The organism is Pseudomonas cavernae, assembly GCF_003595175.1.
GTDB lineage: Bacteria > Pseudomonadota > Gammaproteobacteria > Pseudomonadales > Pseudomonadaceae > Aquipseudomonas > Aquipseudomonas cavernae.
Genome location: NZ_CP032419.1, coordinates 1,193,406 through 1,212,867 on the forward strand (window position 1 = coordinate 1,193,406; position 19,462 = coordinate 1,212,867).

13 protein-coding genes are annotated in these 19,462 nt (G+C 65.5%); all 13 read right to left on the minus strand.

All coding sequences use genetic code 11. The annotated features are described in order from the left end of the window. Positions 1–7 precede the first annotated feature (7 nt). On the minus strand, positions 8–1,567 hold the full coding sequence (gene algG, locus D3880_RS05520; RefSeq protein ID WP_119892496.1) for a mannuronan 5-epimerase AlgG: 1,560 nt from the start codon (positions 1,565–1,567) through the stop codon (positions 8–10). Positions 1,568–1,945: 378 nt separating this feature from the next. Further along, on the minus strand, positions 1,946–3,388 hold the full coding sequence (locus D3880_RS05525; protein WP_119892497.1) for an alginate export family protein: 1,443 nt from the start codon (positions 3,386–3,388) through the stop codon (positions 1,946–1,948). A gap of 11 nt (positions 3,389–3,399) precedes the next feature. Then, on the minus strand, positions 3,400–4,812 hold the full coding sequence (algK, locus tag D3880_RS05530) for an alginate biosynthesis TPR repeat lipoprotein AlgK (protein WP_119892498.1): 1,413 nt from the start codon (positions 4,810–4,812) through the stop codon (positions 3,400–3,402). A 34-nt stretch (positions 4,813–4,846) separates the two neighbouring features. Then, positions 4,847–5,998 carry a PilZ domain-containing protein gene (locus D3880_RS05535; RefSeq protein ID WP_119892499.1) on the minus strand — a complete coding sequence of 384 codons (1,152 nt, stop codon included), beginning with the start codon at positions 5,996–5,998 and terminating at the stop codon, positions 4,847–4,849. Positions 5,999–6,031: 33 nt separating this feature from the next. Beyond that, entirely contained in the window at positions 6,032–7,513 is a 1,482-nt protein-coding gene (locus tag D3880_RS05545) for a glycosyltransferase family 2 protein (protein ID WP_119892500.1), read from the minus strand. A gap of 210 nt (positions 7,514–7,723) precedes the next feature. Then, positions 7,724–9,034, minus strand: coding sequence for a nucleotide sugar dehydrogenase (locus D3880_RS05550; RefSeq protein ID WP_119892501.1), 1,311 nt, complete (start codon positions 9,032–9,034; stop codon positions 7,724–7,726). A 748-nt stretch (positions 9,035–9,782) separates the two neighbouring features. Beyond that, the gene (locus D3880_RS05555) at positions 9,783–11,231 is read right to left on the minus strand and encodes a mannose-1-phosphate guanylyltransferase/mannose-6-phosphate isomerase (protein WP_119892502.1); all 1,449 of its coding nucleotides are present in this window, start codon (positions 11,229–11,231) and stop codon (positions 9,783–9,785) included. 292 nt (positions 11,232–11,523) lie between these two features. Continuing rightward, positions 11,524–12,189: an alginate O-acetyltransferase AlgF gene (locus D3880_RS05560; RefSeq protein WP_119892503.1), complete on the minus strand. Its 666-nt coding sequence runs from the start codon at positions 12,187–12,189 to the stop codon at positions 11,524–11,526. Positions 12,190–12,215: 26 nt separating this feature from the next. Further along, positions 12,216–13,364, minus strand: coding sequence for an alginate O-acetyltransferase (locus tag D3880_RS05565; RefSeq protein WP_119892504.1), 1,149 nt, complete (start codon positions 13,362–13,364; stop codon positions 12,216–12,218). A gap of 11 nt (positions 13,365–13,375) precedes the next feature. After that, positions 13,376–14,878 carry an MBOAT family O-acyltransferase gene (locus D3880_RS05570; RefSeq protein WP_119892505.1) on the minus strand — a complete coding sequence of 501 codons (1,503 nt, stop codon included), beginning with the start codon at positions 14,876–14,878 and terminating at the stop codon, positions 13,376–13,378. A 396-nt stretch (positions 14,879–15,274) separates the two neighbouring features. Continuing rightward, complete coding sequence (locus tag D3880_RS05575) at positions 15,275–16,378, minus strand: mannuronate-specific alginate lyase (RefSeq protein WP_119892506.1); 1,104 nt, start codon at positions 16,376–16,378, stop codon at positions 15,275–15,277. 8 nt (positions 16,379–16,386) lie between these two features. Further along, entirely contained in the window at positions 16,387–17,817 is a 1,431-nt protein-coding gene (locus D3880_RS05580) for an alginate O-acetyltransferase (RefSeq protein WP_119895673.1), read from the minus strand. 11 nt (positions 17,818–17,828) lie between these two features. Next, positions 17,829–19,379, minus strand: a complete 1,551-nt coding sequence (gene algG, locus D3880_RS05585; RefSeq protein ID WP_238474411.1) for a mannuronan 5-epimerase AlgG — start codon at positions 19,377–19,379, stop codon at positions 17,829–17,831. Positions 19,380–19,462: the final 83 nt, after the last annotated feature.

Below are 19,462 nucleotides of genomic sequence, written 5' to 3' on the forward strand. Positions count from 1 at the left end.
ATTGTCCTCACTGCTGGAGTTCGGCCTGGCTTTCCACCGGGTCGATTCGCACGGCTTTCTGCTGGCGCACCAGCAGGTCGAGAATTTCTTCCTGGCGCTCGCCGAGGATGCCGCTGAGGCTGATGCCCGAGGTCTTGCTCGGCATCAGCATGTCCACCCGGTACAGCTCGACGCTCAGCGGCGAGTCGATGGCCAAGGGGCTTGAGCCGTTGCCGGCGAGCTTGCCGCCGACCACGATCATCGACACCTTGGCGTCGAAGGGGTCGAGAGCGATGTCGCGGTCGGTGTCGGAGAGGTCCTTGGTGTGCCCGTAGATGCCGCTCAGCCCATTGCCGGCGGCGAGGTTCTCGTACAGGCGGATGTTCACGCTGTTGCGCAGGCGGATGCCGTGTCGCGCGTTGTCGACGACGCGATTGCCCCACAGCAGGTTGTTTGAGCTTTCGTAGAGGGTGATGCCGTCGGCACGGTTCTGGTACACCTCGTTGTCGGCCACCAGGTTGTTGCTGCTGTTGCGGTCGAGAACGATGCCGGAGAGCTGGTTGTCATAGCTCTGGTTGTTGAAGATCCAGCTGTCGTTGACCTCGCGAGAGACGATGATGCCGTGCTTCTTCTTGGTCCCGTGCACGCGGTTGCCGGCGATGATCAGGCGCTGCGAGCGGTCGTGCGGGTCGATGCCGTAGATCAGGTTGTCGCGGTAGGTGTTGCCCTTGACCACGATGTCCTGCGCTTCGTAGCAATAGAAGCCGTACCACAGGTCGACGAACTCCGAGTCGATCAGCCAGCCGCGTGGCGCGGCGCGGCGCATGCGCATGTGCATGTCCGGCGAGTACTGCGAGATATTCAGGCCGTAGGACTTGCTCTCGTCGTAGCCAAGGCTGGTCACCGTGCTGTTGACGATGTAGGTCTCGGTGCCACCCCAGGACAGCAGGAACGGACGGAATTCCTTGGCCGTGCGGAAGCTCGCCGCGGCGTTGGCCGCCTCGCGCCAGCCGATGAGCTGGCTGCCTTCGATGAACAGCTTGCCGTCATTGATCAGGAAGGCGCCGCGCTCCTGCGACAGGCGCAGGGTCTGGCGGTCGATATGCAGGGTCGCGCCCTGCGCCACCACGATCGGCAGGCGCGCCAGATACACACCCTTGGCGGTCTGGCTGAAGTACTGCTTGGGCAATTTCTGCGCCAGCTCGGCGAGGTTGACGTAACCGCCCTCGATGAAGACTGCCTGCGGCATGCCGCGCTGGCGCCTGACCCATTCGGCCAGGCGGTTGTTGCCGCCGACGAACTCCTTCAACGCGTCCTGCCGCAGCATGCGCCGCACCGTCACGCGGCCGGCCGGGCTGTGCTCGATCTTGGCTCGCACCGCCGCGGCGCTGTAGCCGGACAGGTCGGGCAGCTTGGGCTTGTCCAGGTGCAAGGGTTCGATCGGTGCCCTGGTGACGGTATAGGTCTTGGCTGCACTCAGTTCTTGGGTCGTGCTGGGGGCCAGCGGCGCGTCCGGCGGCCTGGCCAGGACGGCGGTGCTGCCGAGCAGCAGCAAGGCGGTGAGCAGAGTCGCCCCTCTCCCGTTCATGGGAGAGGGGCCGGGGGAGAGGGTGGGTTGCCAGACGCCAGCCCTCTCCCCAACCCTCGGCTTTGGCTTCCTGCGTCGCCCTACCTCCTGCATCCATGCAGTCGTCGCCCATAAATGGGCGAGGGGGCGGTCCGCAGCCAGGCTAGCGGCTGAGCCCCTCACCCCAGACATCTCCGGTGGGGGAGGGGGCGATCCGAGGTGCCGGTCCCGTAGGATGGGTCGAGCGCAGCGATACCCATCGAACCGTGCCGCGACGGGTTACGCGGCGCGACAGATTGGCACTGACCAGCGAACTCGTGCCCCTCGCCGCTAACCCATCCTACGGTCGGTGTTTGCCGGGGCTGCGCGCCATACCGCTTCATATCCCGATCCTCCGCATCAGAAGCGCCAGATCGCGTCGACGAAGGCGCGGTGCATCTTCGAGTCGACGCCGCTGCCATAGGCATCGCCCGACAGGAACAGGCCGCCACGAAAGCGCAGCAGCGCCGAAGGTTCGTCGATCGCCTGGCTCATCGAGGCCGGCAGCAAGCCTTCCTTGAAGTACTTGGTGACCACCAGATCGACCTCCTGGCCGATGTCCTTGTCGTCGTTGGCCAGTGCCGCGTTGATGCCGCTGTCACCGACCGGCTGGTCGCCGTCGACGCGCCAGAAGCGGTGGTAGACCAGGCTGGCGTCGTACTCGTCGCGCAGTTGCCAGGAGCCGAACAGGGTCGCCGTTTGCAGATTGCTCAGCTCGCCGCGAAACGCCTCGCCGAAGCGGTGCACGCGCGAGCGGGTGCCGGTGTAGCTGGAGCGGTTGCTCTCCAGGCCGGTCTGCTGGAAGTTCTCGTCGCCGTCATCGCCACCGCCGCTGCCACGGGCATAGGCGGCACCGACCTGCCAGCTCGGGTCGAGGCGCAGGCGCAGACCGAGGTCGGTGCCCCAGGCGCTGACATTGGCGCTCTGCTGGCCACTGGCGATGCGCTGGCCGTCGGGCGCCGCGGTGGTGAGCAATTGGTCGCGGTCGCCGCTCAGCCAGATGGCGCTGGCCCAGTAGTTGAGCTGCTGCTCGTTGCGCGGGTTGAAGGCGTCGCTGTTGGCTTGCAGGCCGGCCCAGGTGAGGTCGCCGGTGGTGGTTTTGTCCAGTTCGTCGACCGGCTCGCCGGGGCTGCGCAGGTCGCCGTCGTCGTGGCTGTAATGCAGGTTGAGGCCGACCCAGTGACCGGGCATCCACTGGCTGGCGACATCGCCATAGACATGCAGGCGGTCCTCGTCTTCCGGCGCCAGTTCGTCGATGTCGGTGCGGTACTCGCTGAAGCGCTCGGCGACGCCCAGGTGAGCGCGCAGCAAGGTGGTGTCGAACGTCCAGTTCAGCGCCTCGATATTGGTGTCGCGCCACAGGCTGTCGTCATTGCGCAGGCGCTGGCGGCCGAGGCGCAGTTCCTCGCCGGGATAGGCGGTGAGGCCGCCGTAGCCGATCCAGAATTCGCGCATGGCCAGGTAGCTATCGTCTGCCTGGCGGTCGTTGTTGTCGCTGGAGTCGCCCTCGAGGTCGGCGGACTGCAGGGTGTCGGTCTCGATGGTGTCGGTGGAAGCCACCGCCTGGGCCATGGCGTAGGCGCTCCAGTCGCCGCGCTGCAGGTAACCCCAGGGCCGCAGGTCGATACCGACGCCGCTGACGTCGCCACCGTCGCGGGTGCCGAGGTCGCGGTCGTCCTCGGACTGGCCGGTGATCTTGACGTCGAGGCCGAACGGCTTGTCGCTCATCGGCGCGGCCCATGCCGGAGCGCCGCACAGCAGTGGCAGGGTCAGGCTAACGCGAATCCATTGGTGTCGTTTCATAGTCTGTTCCATTAGGGACGAAGGTCGGCGGTGTTGCTGGCGGGCTGTTCGACACTCAGAACGTCACCGCTGGCAGCAGCACGGAGCATAGTGCTATCACCGCGAAACTGCCGCTCCGCGCGCAGCCGCTGTTGCGCCTCGGCGCGCTGGGCCGCTGACAATTGTTGCTCGACCTGCGCCGCCAACGCCGGGGCCTCGGGCTTACCGGCTTGCACCGCGAGCTGGCTGAACACATAGGCGTTGACCGGGTCGGGCTGCACGCCGCGGCCCTGACTGAACAGCTGGGCGAGGGCGAAATCGGCGCTGTTCTGGCCGCTGCGCGCGGCGCTGAGCAGGTGGTCGAGGGCCTTGTCCGGGTCGACCTGGCCGAGATAGCCGCGGCGGTAGATCTGTCCCAGGTAGTAGTTGGCGCTCGGCTCGCTGGGCGCGGCCTTGAGCAGGTGCTGCTCGGCCTTGCGCGGGTCGGGCGGGACCAGCTTGCCGTCGTAGTAGAGCTTGCCGAGCAGCAACTCGGCGCGTGGCTGGGCGGCGGCGCGGCCCTTGTCCAGGTAACTCAGCAGCTGGTCGATGTCGCCCTGATCGGGGTTGTCATAGAGCAGGCGCGCGAGGCTGACCCAGGCGGCCGGATAGCTCGGGGCGATCTGTTCCAGCAAGGTCTTGGCGGTCGGCACATCGGGCGTACCCAGCGCCGGATCGGCGAGCACCTGGGCCACCGCGTCAACCCGCTGAGCCGGCACCAGGCCCTGCCGATAGGCGCTCTGCAGTTGTTCGACCAAGGCGTGCTGCTGTTCAGCCTGGCCGCGCTTGCGGTACACGGTGGCCAGCTCGACATAGCAGGCATCCTCGCGCGCCAGCGCCGCCGTGCAGATGCGTTCGATCTCGTCGAGGTGCTGGTCGTAGCTGCCCTGGCTGCGGTACAGCAGCACCTGCGCCAGTTCCGCCTGCGGCTGGCCGGCGGCGCGCCACTGGCTGATCTGCTGCTGGACGTTCACCTGCGGGAAGCTCTGCGGGTAGCGCAGATAAAGCAGCGTCAGCGGCAACAGGGTGTTCTGCTCGCCGGCGGCCATGGCGTCTTTCAGCAGGGCCTCGGCCTCGTGGCGCTCGGCGTCGCTGGTGCCCGGTTTGCTCGCCAGCAGCCGGCCCAGGCGCGCGGCGGCGCGCGGCGAGTGGGTCGCGGCCTGGCGGTAGGTGGCTTCGGCCTGGCGCAGTTGCTCGGGGTCGCCGCTTTCCAGCTGGATGTCGGCCAGGCCGACTTGGGCATCGGCGTAGCCGAGGTCGGCGAGCTGGCGGTAGTTCTGCGCGGCGGTGGCGGTGTCGCCGCGGGTCATGGCCTCCTGGGCCAGGCGCTGGTCGGGCAGACCGGCGCAGCCGGCCAGGCTCAGCGCGGTCAGCAGCAGGAGCAGTTGCGCTTGGATCTTAGCCATTGCTACACCCTCCGAAGTGGCCCATCGCCCTGGGTTAATTGCTCAGCCAGGCGAGCGACGGACCGCGATTGACGCTGACTTCCACCGGGCGCCCGGCCAGGGCGTTGTCCAGCGGCTGGTCCGGCTGGATCTGCACGCGGATATCGGTGGACAAGTCGTTATTGTTACTGGGGGGCAGGTTGCTGCTGACGATCGTGCCGCTATGCGCCTCTTGTTCGCCGGCGACCACGAAACTGACCCGGGTGCCCGGGCCGATCGCGTTGAGCTTGGTGTAGGGAAAGCTCGCCTCGATGCTGGCCTGGCTGCCGCGCGGGGCGAGTTGGAAGATCACCTCGCCCCGGCTCGCGTATTGACCGTCGGCCACCAGTTGGCGCACCAGGGTGCAGTCGCAGGGGCTGGTCAGGGTGCCCTTCATCTGCTTGCCGAACAGTTCCTCGATCTTCGCCGGCTTGAGGTCGCTGTCGTTCAGGTGACCCTTGAGCATTTCCAGCATCGAGGCGCTGAAGGTGCCGATCGGTGCGCCCTTGTCGACCAGGCCGTCGGCGCCGATCAGGCTCTGCACCGTGCCTTCGCGCGGCATGGTCACCTGCAGGCCGGGCACGCTGACCAGGGCGGCCTTGGCGTGGGTGACGAAATACAGCTCGTACAGCGACTTGCCGATGAAGACGAACGCCGCCACCCCGATGACCAGCACGGCGAGGCTGAGGATCATCGCGCGCAGGCGGCCGAACACGCCTAGGCCGGCCTGGCTCTTGTCCTTGCGCGGTTTGCTGAAGTTGTCGCGCTGCAGGGTGCTGAGCAGTTCGCCGACGCTGACCAGTTCGCCGGAGAGATGGGCGGTGATCAGGTGGCGCAGGGTGACGATGTCGCGCGGCTTGAGGTTGTGGAACTGGCAGCCGACCCGGCCGCTGGCGAAGTCCACCGAGCGCACCTGGAACTCCATGGGCATGGTCAGACCGAGGTGGTCGATGGCGAACAGCAATTCGCCTTGGTGGTAGTCGCCGACCTGCACCGGGTGTTTGCCGGCCGCGTAGCTGAAGCCGCCGGCCGACAGTTCCTGCAGCTGTTGTTCGACGACCTTATGGCTCTTGCCGGCGAAACGTATCTTCGCCGGAATCCGCACGCGGGCGTGCTGGCGCTGGGTTTCCGATTCATGCACGACGTTGACGTTGACGGCGGTATTCATGGAGGTTTTCCTACTCAATTCCATTGGGTGGGCTCACACCAGCAGCAGCAGCGTGGCGATGAACAGACTGGCGGCAGAAAAAGTCATGGAACGGGACGACCAGGTGTTGAACCAGCGCTGGAAGCTGGCGAGGTCGCGGTTGAGCTTGGTCGACTGGCGCGTCCAGGATTGCTGGTCGAGGCGGAAGAACACATAGACCTTCACCAGCGCGCCGACGATCTGGTTGTAATAAAGAATCAAGGGGTAGGCCGGGCCGATGTGGTGGCCGGTGACCGACAGCAGCAGGGTCAGGATCAGGCGGGTGATGCCGATCCACAGCAGGTAGATCAGCAGGTAGGCGATGCTGTACTTGAGGCTGGCGATCAGCGCCACGGTCAGGCCGAGCAGGCAGGTCCACATCGATATGCGCTGGTCGAACAGCACCAGGCTGGTGAAGGCGCCGAGGCGCAGCGGGCCGAGCTTCAGCGCCCGCGAGTTCTGCCGCAGGCTGTTGCCGTACCAGCGGAACATCAACTTGCGGCTGGCCTTGAAGAAACTCTTCTCCGGCGGGTGCTCGACCGTATTGATCGCCGCATCCGGCACGTAGAAGGTGTCATAGCCCAGGCGCATCAGGCTGAACCAGCTGGACTTGTCGTCGCCGGTGAGGAAACGGAAGCGGCCCAGGCGCCAGTGCTCGAGATAGTCGCTCTCGACGTCGGCGATGAACTCCGGGTTGGTCACCACTTCGGCGCGGAACATCGACATGCGCCCGGTCATGGTCAGCACCCGCTTGCTCAGCGCCATCGAGCACATATTCAGGTGGCGCTGGGCGAAGCGCAGCTTGTGCCACTCGCTCATGATGTAGCCGCCGCGCACCTCGCAGAATTCGTTGGTGGTCAGCCCGCCGACCTTGGGGAATAGCTGGAAATACGGCACGGTTTTGCCGATCACACCCGGCTCGAGGAGGCTGTCGCCGTCGATCACCGCGACCACCGCATGCTCGTGCGGCAGGAGTCGGGAGATGGCGCGAAAGCCATTGGCCAGGCCGTCGCGCTTGCCGGTGCCGGCGATGCGCACGAAGTTCAGCTTGACCCGCGCCGGCGGGTTGTACTTGGCCCACAAGCTCTTCACCAGCTGCTCGTCGGACAGCTCGACGATGGAGCAGACCACGGTGGTCGGGTAACCGCAGGCGATGGCTTCCTCGATCACCGAGCGGTAGACCATGGCGGTGGTCAGCGCGTCGATGCGGAAGCTGGTGACCAGCAGGCACACGTGCGGCGGGGCGGCCGCCTCACCGAGCCGGTGCGCCTGGCGCCGGTAGTGCGGGTAGACGATGTAGAGGAACAGCAGGCCGCGCATGAAGTGCATGACGCCCATCGAATAGCGCCAGATGCTGACCGCGCCGATCAGCAAGAGGAAGTCCTTCGACAGCGGGTCGAAAAGGGTCTGCGGCAGCGCCAGGGCGATCACCATCAGCAGGCTGAGATAGAGCAGCCATCCGGCGGTATCGATGAAACCCTGCGTAAGTCTCTCCATGGTCTGTGTCCGTCATAGGTTTCGGACAGGACGAAGTACCGCTTCGCCCATTCGGTTACGGCAATCCGCAGGGTTCCCACAGGAAATCAAGTTCTGCGGCCACGCGCCTGGGCGTTGCGGTCCGCCACGGGGCGGCCGGCAGAACTGAGCTTTTCGGCGGTCGTGGCGCGCCGGCGGTTAACCGGGCGCGACCGCCACGTTCTTAGTGGCTTACCAGCAGATGCCTTCGCGGCCGGCGCCGCTGGTGTGCGCCATGAAGCCCACCAGGTCGACGATCTGCTTGCCCTCCGGCACCTGCTGGGCGAGGGCACGGAAGCGCTCGTCGCCATTGCCGAGGACGATGATCTCGGCGCGCGCAATGACGCTGTCGAGATCGCTGTCGAGCAGTGAGGACACATGCGGAATCTTCGATTCGATGTAGTCCTTGTTCGCCCCGTGGACCCGCGCGTATTCGACGTTGCGGTCGTAGATGCTGAGGTCATAGCCCTTGCCGATGAGCATCTCGGCCAGTTCCACCAGCGGGCTTTCGCGCAGGTCGTCGGTGCCGGCCTTGAAGGAGAGGCCAAGCAGGGCGATGCGGCGCTTGTCATAGCTGGTGATGATGTCGAAGGCGTTCTGCACCTGCGCCTCGTTGCTGCGCATCAGCGAGCCGAGCAGCGGTGCCTCGACGTCCAGCTGGCCGGCGCGGTAGGTGAGGGCGCGCACGTCCTTGGGCAGGCACGAGCCACCGAAGGCGAAGCCGGGCTTCATGTAGTACTTGGACAGGTTGAGCTTGTGGTCCTGGCAGACCACGTCCATCACCTCGCGGCCGTCGACGCCGGCGGCCTTGGCGATGTTGCCGATCTCGTTGGCGAAAGTCACCTTGGTGGCGTGCCAGACGTTGCAGCTGTACTTGATCATTTCCGCCACTTCGATGCTTTTCCGCACGATGGGCGCATCGAGTTCCTGGTAGATGTCCTGCAGTAAATCGCCGGAGCGGCTGTCCAGCTCGCCGATCACCGTCATAGGCGGGAAGTTGTAATCCTTGATCGCCGTGCTCTCGCGGAGGAACTCGGGATTCACCGCGACGCCGAAATCGATCCCGGCGCGCTTGCCGGAACACTCTTCAAGAATGGGGATGATGAAGTTCTTGACCGTGCCCGGCAGCACCGTGCTGCGCACCACCACGCTATGCCACTCGGACTTGCTGCGCAGCGCTTCACCTACCTGCGCGCAGACCGACTCGATAAAGTGCAGGGCCAGATCACCGTTCTTCTTGCTCGGGGTGCCGACGCAGAGCATCGACAGTTCGCTGGCGGCAATCGCCGCGGCCACATCGGTGGTGCCCCGCAGGCGGCCGGACTGAATGCCTTGTTGCAGAAGTTGTTGCAAACCGGGTTCGACGATGGGTGATTTGCCCTGGTTGATCAGGTCGATCTTGGTGGCGGATATATCCACGCCGACTACTTCATGACCCCGGGAAGAGAGGCAACCGGCACACACTGCACCGACGTAGCCGAGTCCAAAAATGCTGATGCGCATTCTTATGCTCCTTAGTTCCATGTATCACGCCGTTAAAAAATACCGCTGATATAAGGCGGCCCATTTTCGGCACTCGGCGTAATAACTTAATGGCCGGGCGCAGGCATAATAAGTCCTGAGTGCCGATTATGTTTGGCACTCAAATAGCATGTTGTTCAAGTTTCCATTGGATATGGCGGGACGCTTCGCTATGGCCCGCTGCGCCTGGCTTAGGTTGTTTTTGCTCTCATTGCGGAGGGGCTCCCGTTTGAATTCTTGTCAGGTGTTTAACAGGCATTGACGAGTGGGTTGCCAATGTAGGGATGTGAGTTGCATTCGTAAACAATAGTTCTGCCCGTGCGTCGTTATTTTAGAAAGAATTCGATATTAACTTTATCGCGAATGGTAATTTCTGCTGGCGCAGGCGAGTTTTTAGGTTTTTTGTTTATATGAAGGCAGGCGGCTAGGCGCTTTCTTGGCAGTAATGAAAACTAAGGGTCGAAATTTCAGGGCAGCCAGGGACGCTGAAGGAAGGGCTTGGTAATGGCTATGTGCCAATGAGCTATTGAGACGTGTAGGCCACTAGGTGGTACCCGGGACGCGTAGCCGTAGGCTTAACCCGCCAACCCTGCCGGACGCCGCTGTCCATGACGGGACCGCTGGTGGGTTACGCCGCTGCGCGGCTAACCCACAAAAAAGTGGTGCTGGTGTGCAGCGGTAGGATGGGGGAGGTCCCTCTCCCGCGGCGGGAGAGGGAGGTGGGGAGGGCTCAGCGGGCGATGCCGATGCTGCGCTCTTGCGCGGGTTCGGCGCTGCGGCCGTAGAGGTCCTCGAAGCGCTCGATGTCGTCCTCGCCGAGGTAGCTGCCGGACTGCACCTCGATGAGCTCCAGGGGGATCCTGCCGGGGTTGGCCAGGCGGTGCACCGAGGCGATGGGGATGTAGGTGGACTGGTTCTCGGTGAGCAGGAAGGTCTTGTCGTCACAGGTCACCTGCGCCGTGCCGGACACCACGATCCAGTGCTCGGCACGGTGGTGGTGCATCTGCAGCGACAGCTGGGCGCCGGGTTTCACCGAGATGCGCTTGACCTGGAAGCGCCCGCCCATGTCCACCGAGTCATAGGAGCCCCACGGCCGGTACACCTCGCAGTGGGTTTCGGTCTCGCTGCGGCCTTGCTCCTTGAGGGTGTTGACCAGCTGCTTGACCTCCTGCACGCGGTCCTTGTGGGCGATCATCATGGCGTCCTTGGTTTCCACCACCACGATGTTATCCAGACCGATCACTGAGACCAGCTTGCCGTTGCCGTGCACCAGGCAGTTGTGGCTGTCCTGCACCACCACGTCGCCCTTGGTGACGTTGCCGGCGGCGTCCTTGGCGTGCACGTCCCAGATCGACGACCAGCTGCCGACGTCGTTCCAGCCGGCGGCCAGCGGCACCACGCAGGCGCGCGTGGTCTTCTCCATCACCGCGTAGTCGATGGAGTTGTCCGGGCAGCAGGCGAAGGTGGCTTCGTCGATCTCCACGCTGTCGCCGTCGCGCTTGCTGCGTTCCAGGGCCAGCAGGCAGGTGTCGTAGATATCGGCGTCGTGCTGCTTGAGTTCGTCGAGGAAGCGGCTGGCGCGGAACAGGAACATGCCGCTGTTCCAGAAGTAGTCGCCGGCGGCGACGAACTGCGCGGCGCGCTGCTCGTCGGGCTTCTCGACGAACTGGGCGACGCGGATCACCCCTTCCGGCAGGCGCGGGTCGGCGCTGGTCTTGATGTAGCCGTAGCCGGTCTCCGGCTTGCTCGCCGGCACGCCGAACAGCACCATCTCGCCGTTTTCGGCGGCGATGGTGGCCAGTGCCAGGGCGCGCTGGAAGGCCTTCTGGTCTTCGATCACATGGTCGGCGGGAAGCACCAGCAGCAACTCGTCACGGCCCTCGTTGACCAGTTGCATGGCGGCGATCGCCACCGCCGGCGCGGTATTGCGGCCGAAGGGCTCGAGCAGGGTCGTCTGGGTGGCCAGCTTCAGGGCGGCGAGTTGTTCCTGAACGATGAAGCGGTGGTCCTTGTTGCACACCACCACCGGCGCCTGCATGCCGTCGAACACCAGGCGCTCGAGGGTCTGCTGGAACAGGGTGTGCTCGCCGGTGAGGGCGAGGAATTGCTTGGGAAACTGCTTGCGCGAAAGAGGCCAGAGTCGCGAACCGCTACCACCTGAGAGAATGACGGGGATCATGGTGTTTCTCCTGAATTTATCCATAAGGTTTTTCGCTGCGTTTCTCCCGCCCCGCACTGCGTTCCAGCGGGGCGGCTTTGTTGTCGCTTTGCTCCCCTCGCCCATTGATGGGAGAGGGGCCGGGGGAGAGGGGCGAGGCTTCGACGTATGCCGAGGCCTTTTTCCCTCTCCCTAACCCTCTCCCATGAATGGGAGAGGGGACTGGTACGTGCGGACGGTCAGGCCCGCGTTGTTTGTTCCCTCTCCCGGAGGGAGAGGGGGTTGTTTGTGCGGACGGTCGCGTCCGCGTTCCTCAGTTCGCGCTGGCCGGGCGCTTGACCCACACCGGTGCGAGCTTGCCGGCGCTGCCGGTGACGTACAGGCACACCGCCTCGCCGCGGGCCAGGGCCACCGGCTTGAGGTCGCTGACCTTCTGGTCGCCGGCGAACAACGCCAGGTCGACCTTGACCGGGTTGATCTCGCGGTCGCCGTGGCCCTGCGGAGCGACGTTCTCCACCACCGGGGTCTTGCCGTCGGCGGTCTTCAGGGTCAGCGGCGTGTCGCTGAGGTTCTGCACCCGCAGCAGGGCCTTCTGCTTGTTCTTGAACGGCGGCTCTTCGACCAGCTGCGGCTGGGCGCCGGGCAGGTTGACCAGGGTGTAGTAGCGGTCCGGGCCGAGCTTGACCGGCACGCGCTGGCTGCCGACCTGGGCGCTGTAGCTGCCGCCGGGGAGGAAGCTGAAGTCGCTGCTGCCCAGCGGGCCGACGTCGTCGAGCTTGGTGTTGCCGACGTTGGCGCTGACCTCCTGGTTGCTGGCGTTGTACAGGCGCACGAAGGCCGAGCCCTTGGGCGCGGTGGGGCCGTAGAGCGCGGCGTCGCTGGCGGCCTGGGCCTGCCAGGTGAACAGGCCGGCGAGCAGCAGGGCGCCGGTGGCGGCGAGGGCGGTGGGGCGCAGTGAGCGGGTGGTAGTCGATTTCATGGTCAGGTTCTCCTGGTGGTGCATGATCAGTTGGCCGTGGCGGCCAGGCGTTCGCCGGCGGGGGCGGCGGATTTGAGCTGGGCGATCCAGGCCGGATCGAACTGGCTGAGGTCGGCGGCCATCGGCAGGTAGCGTTCGGGGAATTCCCAGATCACCAACTGCGGCGAGCTGTTCTTGAGCGCGTCGCTTTGCAGGTACTTGAGCATCGGTTGCAGCGGCCCGTGACCGTCCTCGGCGTAGTTGAGGATGTCGCTGCCGAGGGCCTGGCGCAGGGCGCCGAGGAAGTTCCAGTTAGGGTTGGCGCTGTAGCTGGTGCCGATCAGCGCCACCGGCACCTGGGTGTCGGCGAACAGCGCATCGGCAGCGTTCTGCTCGGCGCCGACGGCATGGGTGCTGCGCGCCTGCAGCTCGTCCGGCGGCGGCAGCAGTTCGCTGAACAGCGGGTCGAGCGGCAGGAAGCGGGTCAGGTCGCCCTGGTAGGGCTTGGCCGCGTCGATCTGGGTGACGAAGCGCTGCGGTTCGCCGGCCAGCGGCGCATGGCGCTGCACGATCTGGCCGAGACGCTGGGCCACCAGTTCGGCGCCGTGCGGGGTCCAGTGGGTGTCGGTGCGCAGGAACAGCGCCGCGCCCTTGGCCTTCTCCTGCTCCAGGCTGGCGAGTAGGTCGGGGGCGATGATCCCGCTGCGCCGCACGTGGGCCAGGAAGCGCTGGTACAGGTCGTGGCGCAGGCTGGCCGGCTGCTGCTTGCCGAGGTGTTCAGGGTACAGGCGCGCCTTGGCCGGGACTATCGCCAGGAGCAATTGCACGTCGTGCTGGGCGAGGGTCTGGCGCACGCCTTCGATCAACTTGAGGTTGTCCTCGATGTGCTGCTCGGCGTTGGCCACCGGCTTGAGTTCCTCGTCGCTGAACAGCCAGTGGTCGCGGCCGAGCACCACGCCCGGACGGCCTTCGCCGAACAGGCTGTAGTCGAGCGCCGCCCAAATATTGGTGCCCAGACGCTTGAGCGGGAATTCCTCGTCGTAGCGGGTTTCCACCGCCTTGGCCCACTTGCCGTTGAGCAGCGGGGTATCCGCCGCCACGCTGAAGCCGCTGAAGCCACGTAGCGACCAGGCGCCGAGGGCCAGCAGCAGGGCGAGGAACAGGGCGATGTAGAGGAGGCGCAGGGATCGGGTCATGTCGGCGGTCCTCAGAACTGGAAGTACAGGAAGGGCGAGTAGCTCTGCGCCGAGAGCTTCAGCAGCGAGGCGCAGAACAGCAGCAGGACCAGGGCGCGCAGCAGGGTGCGGCTCCAATCGAGGCTGGCCGTGGTCGACTGCACCATTACCTCGCTCGGCACCGCCTCGATCAGCCCCGGCTGGGCACTGGCGGCCTTGGCCTGCGGCGCGCGGCCGTCGAGCGGCTGGCGGTAGAAGTCGTACAGGCCGCAGATGGCCAGGGTCGCGTAGGCGATCAGCAGGGTGGCGATCTGCAGGGCGCTGAGGTTGGCGGCGCCGAGCTCGGACAGCTGCCAGTCGCCGAAGCTGAACATCGCCTGGTACATGCGCATGGCCACGTGCAGGTTCTCGGCGCGGAAGATCACCCAGCCGATCACCACCAGCAGGAAGGTCGCCGCCCATTTCAGCGGGTTGAAGCGGCGCGGCGCGGCGTCGATGCCCAGCGCCCGCTCGATCGCCAGCCACAGGCCGTGCCAGGCGCCCCAGATCACGTAGGTGAAGTTGGCGCCGTGCCACAGGCCGCCGAGCAGCATGGTCAGGAACAGGTTGCGGTAGGTCATCAGGGTGCCGCCGCGGTTGCCGCCGAGGCTGATGTACAGGTAGTCGCGCAGCCAGGTGGACAGGCTGATGTGCCAGCGCCGCCAGAACTCAGTGATCGACTGGCTGATGTAGGGCTGCTTGAAGTTCTCCATGAAGCGGAAACCCATCATCAGGCCGAGGCCGATGGCCATGTCGCTGTAGCCGGAGAAGTCGAAGTACAGCTGCGCGGTGTAGGCCAGCGCGCCGAGCCAGGCATCGCCGGTGCTCGGGTTGTCGAGGGCGAAGCAGTGGTCGGCGACCACCGCCAGGGTGTCGGCGATGAACACCTTCTTGATGAAGCCCTGCATGAAGCGGGTGCAGCCCTCGGAGAACTTGTCGAGGGTATGGGTGCGATGGTTGAACTGGTCGGCCAGGTCCTTGAAGCGCAGCACCGGGCCGGCGATCAGGTGCGGGAAGATCGCCACGAAGGCGGCGAAGTCGATCAGGTTGTGGGTTGCCGGGGTGTCGCCACGGTACACATCGATGATGTAGCTGATCGACTCGAAGACGTAGAAGGAGATGCCGATCGGCAGCAGGATGTGGGTGAGGATGAACGGCTCAAGGCCGAACGAGGCGATGATCGCGTTGAGGCTGTCGACGCCGAAGTTGGCGTACTTGAAGTAGCCGAGGATGGCCAGGTCGACCACCACGCCGAGCAGCAGCCAGCGCTTGGCCGCGGGCGTGCGCACACCGGCGGCACCGACCTTGAGGCCGATCCAGTAGTTGAACAGCGTGACCCCGGCGAACAGGGCGAGAAAATCGATCCGCCACCAGGCATAGAAGACATAGCTGGCGACCAGCAACAGCAGGTTGCGGTAGCGGTTTCCGCTCAAGTAATACAGGCCGAGGAAGATCGGCAGGAACAAGAACAGGAACACGTTGGATGAGAACACCATCCGCGTTTCTCCATCGAAGAATTGTCAGGGCCACCTGGCCCACCCATTCCTCCCCGGTATTGCAAGGTCTTGCGCTCCGCCCGCGTCTGATGTGCGGGTCGGGGTGTTTCCAGGCGGGGAAAGGACTTGGCATCGGCGTTGTTCGATGCCGCGTTGCCCTCTCCCTAACCCTCTCCCATGAATGGGAGAGGGGACTTGCCCGTGCTGGCGGTAGAGGCCTGCGCTGTGCTGCTTTGCTCCCCTCTCCCGTTTACGGGAGAGGGGCCGGGGGAGAGGGGCTTGGCCTCGGCGTTCCTCCAAGCCTTGCTGCCCTCTCCCTAACCCTCTCCCGCCTTTCTGTTATGAAGCGGGGGGAGAGGGGACTGGTTCGTGCGGACGTTCAGCTCTGTAGCCGAATCAACCCTTCTTCGCCTCCGCCTTGGGATCGAACAAGCGGGTCACATCGCCGCCGAGGCGGAAGGTCTTGAACGGTTGCATCGATTGCTTCCACTCCAGGGTTTCGGCGCTGCAGCGGTAGAGCGTGCAGTAGGGCTCCAGCCAGGCGAACTTGGATTCCTTCTTCAGATCGGTCATGTCCTGGTTCTTGCCGGCCTTGTCGGCGAAGGCGTCGGGATCGTCGACGCCCACGATCACCCGCTCGGCCAGACGCCGCAGGGCGGCGTCGTGGTCGTCACGCAGGTCGACGCCGTTGGCCTCGGCGAACGCGGCGATCATCGCCAGCGGCGGCAGGGCGTAGTTGTGGTAGGCGAGGGCGCGTTGCTGGCGCTTCAGCTCGTTGGGCAGGAAGCCCTCGCCATCGACCTGGCCGGCGGCGACCTGGAACTGCTGCACCGACCAGTCGAACAGGTCGCGGCGGTCGGTGGCGATGGCGCTGGCCATCACCGCCCAGGCCGCCCAGTAGGAGTGGTTGTTGATCTGCTTGAGCGGCAGGCCGCTCCAGTCCTTGACCGTCTGCTCGGCCAGCTTGGCGAACCAGGCTTCGATCAGCCGGCTCTGCTGGGCGTAGGGCGCCAGCGGCTGCGATTCGCTGAACTGCAGGCGCAGCCAGGCCGAGGACAGGCTGCCCAGCGCCCATTTGCGCATCGACTTGCCGGTGTGGTTGTAGTCGGTGGACAGCAGCGCGTCGGCCTGCGCCCAGGCTCCGAGCCACTGCAGGGTGCACTGCAGGTCCTGCGGGCGGCCGTCACGCATGTAGCGCATCACCTGCTGGTTGACCCCGCGTTCGAGGCTGGTGATGGCCGCGGTCTTCTCGCGGAATTCCTGCTCCGACTCGCGGTTGAGCGTCGCGCGCGCGCTGTCGGAGCCCTCGTACTTGCTGCGGAACTGCAGGGCGCCGGTGTAGGGCATGGGCGTCGCCGGACAGCGCGGCGGTTCGCCGGACTTCACCTTCTCGATCGGCGCGTAGTAGCCCGCCGGCGGCACCAGGCCGGCGGCCTGCGCGGCGCCGGCGCAGAGCGCCAGGCCGAGCAGGGTGGGGGTGAAGAAGCGGGAGATGTTCATGGCAGACCTCACAGCCCGGCTTGGGCGTTCTGCGACATGGCTTGGCGCTGGCACAGCTTGGCCTCGACCTCGAGCGGCTCGCCGCTTTCCGGGCCTTCCAGCTCCATGGACAGCAGGGTCTGGCCGGCCCAGTCCTTGTCTTCGCGCAGGTTGAAGACGAACTTGCCGTTGGTGTCGGCGGTCGTCGGTTTTTCCAGCTTGATCGACTCGTGGCGGCCGTTCATGTACCAGAGGCTGGCCTTGACGGTTTTCACCGAGGTGTCCGGGAAGTCCAGCTCGATGCGTCCGTTGCGGTTGGCCAGCGTTTTCGCGCCGCTGTTGACCAGCACCTCGGTCTTGCTCCCGGGGCGCAGCTGGGTCTGGTTGGCGAGCACCGTGGACTTGCCGTCGCAGCCGTCGTCGAGCAGGGCGAGCAGCTGGCGGTAGATGCTGTCCTGGTCCAGGCGGTAGAGCGGCGAGAACTCCCAGATCAGGATCTTCGGCGGGTTGTCGCGAAACTCCTGGCTGCCTAGGTATTCGATCATCGCGCCTTCCAGGCCGCCGCCGGGGAAGGCGGCGTTGAACACCTCGGCACCGATGGCTTCCTGCAGGAAGCCGGCGAAGTTGTAGTTCTGCCCGCTGTGGCTGGTGCCGACCAGGGTGATCTGCGGATTGCCGCCGTCGCCGAACAGGTCGTCGCCGCCGCTGGCGCCCTTGGGTTCGGTGGCGAACTGGTCCATGTATTCGATGGCGTAACTGCTGCCGCACAGCTGACCGGCGACGTTGTGCAGGGTGCCACGCTTGCCCATGCGGCCGATCACCTTGCTGACGAACTCGCGCTTGGGGATGCCCGCGAAGGCCGGCATCTGCTGCACCTTGTCGGCGACTATCTTCGCCGTGCGTTGCGCGCCGTAGGGCGTCCAGTGCTGGTCGCCGCGGAAGTAGAAGGCCTGTTCGGCGTGCTCGTCGGTCAGCGGCGAGAGATCCGGCACCTGATAGCCCATCTTCGCGAAGCGGCCGAGCATGGCCTGGTAGTTGGCCCGCGCGCGGTCGTAGTCGAAGCGCGCCTTTTCCGCCGGGTTGAGCTTGTCGCGATTGACCAGGCCGCGGGTCGGTTGGTAGACCAGCACCAACTCGATGCCGCGGCGCTTGAAGGCGTCGTGTAACTGCTGCATGCGCTGGTAGCCGAGGGCGCTGGTGTCGAACTCGGTGCGCAGGTCTTCCTGGCTGCGGAACAGCCAGTCGCCCTGGGCCTGCACCAGGGTGATGAAGTTCTTCTGGTAGTCGGTGGTGTAGCGGCTGGCGTCGTGCGCCGCCGGGCACAGGTTGCAGCAGGGCGCGGCCTGGTAGCTCGGCGCGCCGGGCAGGTCTTCGGCGCGCAGCTGGCCGACCGCGCCGAGGGCGAGGGCCAGGGGCGACAGGGCGATCCAGCGGCTGAGTTTCATGTGGCGCAGTTTCATCATCGTGGTCCTCAATCCTGGAGTTCGGCCTGGCGTTCCACCGGGTCGATCAGCACGGCTTTCTGCTGGCGCACCAGCAGGTCGAGAATTTCTTCCTGGCGCTCGCCGAGAATGCCGCTGAGGCTGATGCCCGAGGCCTTGCTCGGCATCAGCATGTCCACCCGGTACAGCTCGACGGACAGCGGCGAGTCGATGGCCAAGGGGCTGGAGCCATTGCCGGCGAGCTGGCCGCCGACCACGATCATCGACACCTTGGCGTCGAAGGGGTCGAGGTCGATGTCGCGGTCGGTGTCGGAAAGGTCTTTGGTGTGCCCGTATACGCCGATCAGGCCGTTGCTGGCGGCGAGGTTCTCGTACAGGCGGATGTTCACGCTGTTGCGCAGGCGGATGCCGTGGCGCGCGTTGTCGAGCACGCGGTTACCCCACAGCAGGTTGTTCGAGCTTTCGTAGATGGTGATGCCGTCGGCGTGGTTGCCGTACACCTCGTTGTAGGCCACCAGGTTGTTGACGCTGTTGCGGTCGATGACCAGGCCGGAGAGCTGGTTGTCGTAGCTCCGGTTGTTGAAGATCCAGCTGTCGTTGACCTCGCGGGAGACGATGATGCCGTGCTTCTTCTTGGTCCCGTGCACCGTGTTGTCGGCGATGATCAGGCGGTGCGAACGGTCGTGCGGGTCGATGCCGTAGATGATGTTGTCGCGGTAGGTGTTGCCCTTGAGCACCACGTCCTGGGCCTCGTAGCAGTAGAAGCCGTACCACATGTCGACGAAGGTGGAGTCGAGCAGCCAGCCGCTCGGTTCGCTGCGGCCCATCTGCTTGCTCATGTTCGGCGTGTACTGCGAGATGCTCACGCCGTAGGACTTACTGGTGTCGTAGCCGAGACTGGTGACGGTGCTGTTGACTATGTAGGTCTCGGTGCCGCCCCAGGACAGCAGGAACGGGCGGAATTCCTTGGCCGTGCGGAAGCTCGCCGGCGCGTTGGCGCTCTCGCGCCAGGCGGTGAGTTTGCTGTCGGTGATGAACAGCTTGCCGTCATTGACCAGGAACGCGCCGCGCTCCTGGGACAGGCGCAGCTCCTGGGTCTTGGCGTCGATGTGCAGGGTCGCGCCCTGCGCCACCACGATCGGCAGGCGCGCCAGGTACACACCCGCGGCGGTCTGGCTGAAGTACTGCTTGGGCAGCTTCTGCGCCAGCTCGGTGAGGTTGACGTAGCCGCCCTCGACGAAGATCGCCTGCGGCATGCTTTGCTGGCGCTTGACCCATTCGGCCAGGCGGTTGTTGCCGCCGATGAACTCCTTCAGCGCGTCCTGCTGCAGCATGCGTCGCACGCTGACCCGGCCGGGCTGGTTGCGCTGGATCTTGGCCTGCACCGCTGCGGCGGTGTAGCCGGAGAGGTCCGGCAGCTTGGGCTTGTCCAGGCGCAGCGGTTCGATCGGCGCACTGCTGACGGTATAGGTCTTGGCCTGGCGCAGCTCCTTGGTCGCCCCGGCGGCCGGCGCCACGCTCGGCTGGTTGGCCAGCGCGGTGGTGCTGCCGAGCAGCAGCAAGGCGGCGAGCAGCGTCACCCCTCGCCAGTTTACGGGAGAGGGGCCGGGGGAGAGGGTGGGTTGTCGAGCGCCGGCCCTCTCCCCAGCTCTCTCCCATGAAT

What these genes read in the sequence shown, in the direction of transcription:
- algG (WP_119892496.1), bottom strand. Translation starts at nt 1,567, where the DNA reads ATGAACGGGAGAGGGGCGACTCTGCTCACCGCCTTGCTGCTGCTCGGC.
- D3880_RS05525 (WP_119892497.1), bottom strand. Translation starts at nt 3,388, where the DNA reads ATGAAACGACACCAATGGATTCGCGTTAGCCTGACCCTGCCACTGCTG.
- algK (WP_119892498.1), bottom strand. Translation starts at nt 4,812, where the DNA reads ATGGCTAAGATCCAAGCGCAACTGCTCCTGCTGCTGACCGCGCTGAGC.
- D3880_RS05535 (WP_119892499.1), bottom strand. Translation starts at nt 5,998, where the DNA reads ATGAATACCGCCGTCAACGTCAACGTCGTGCATGAATCGGAAACCCAG.
- D3880_RS05545 (WP_119892500.1), bottom strand. Translation starts at nt 7,513, where the DNA reads ATGGAGAGACTTACGCAGGGTTTCATCGATACCGCCGGATGGCTGCTC.
- D3880_RS05550 (WP_119892501.1), bottom strand. Translation starts at nt 9,034, where the DNA reads ATGCGCATCAGCATTTTTGGACTCGGCTACGTCGGTGCAGTGTGTGCC.
- D3880_RS05555 (WP_119892502.1), bottom strand. Translation starts at nt 11,231, where the DNA reads ATGATCCCCGTCATTCTCTCAGGTGGTAGCGGTTCGCGACTCTGGCCT.
- D3880_RS05560 (WP_119892503.1), bottom strand. Translation starts at nt 12,189, where the DNA reads ATGAAATCGACTACCACCCGCTCACTGCGCCCCACCGCCCTCGCCGCC.
- D3880_RS05565 (WP_119892504.1), bottom strand. Translation starts at nt 13,364, where the DNA reads ATGACCCGATCCCTGCGCCTCCTCTACATCGCCCTGTTCCTCGCCCTG.
- D3880_RS05570 (WP_119892505.1), bottom strand. Translation starts at nt 14,878, where the DNA reads ATGGTGTTCTCATCCAACGTGTTCCTGTTCTTGTTCCTGCCGATCTTC.
- D3880_RS05575 (WP_119892506.1), bottom strand. Translation starts at nt 16,378, where the DNA reads ATGAACATCTCCCGCTTCTTCACCCCCACCCTGCTCGGCCTGGCGCTC.
- D3880_RS05580 (WP_119895673.1), bottom strand. Translation starts at nt 17,817, where the DNA reads ATGAAACTGCGCCACATGAAACTCAGCCGCTGGATCGCCCTGTCGCCC.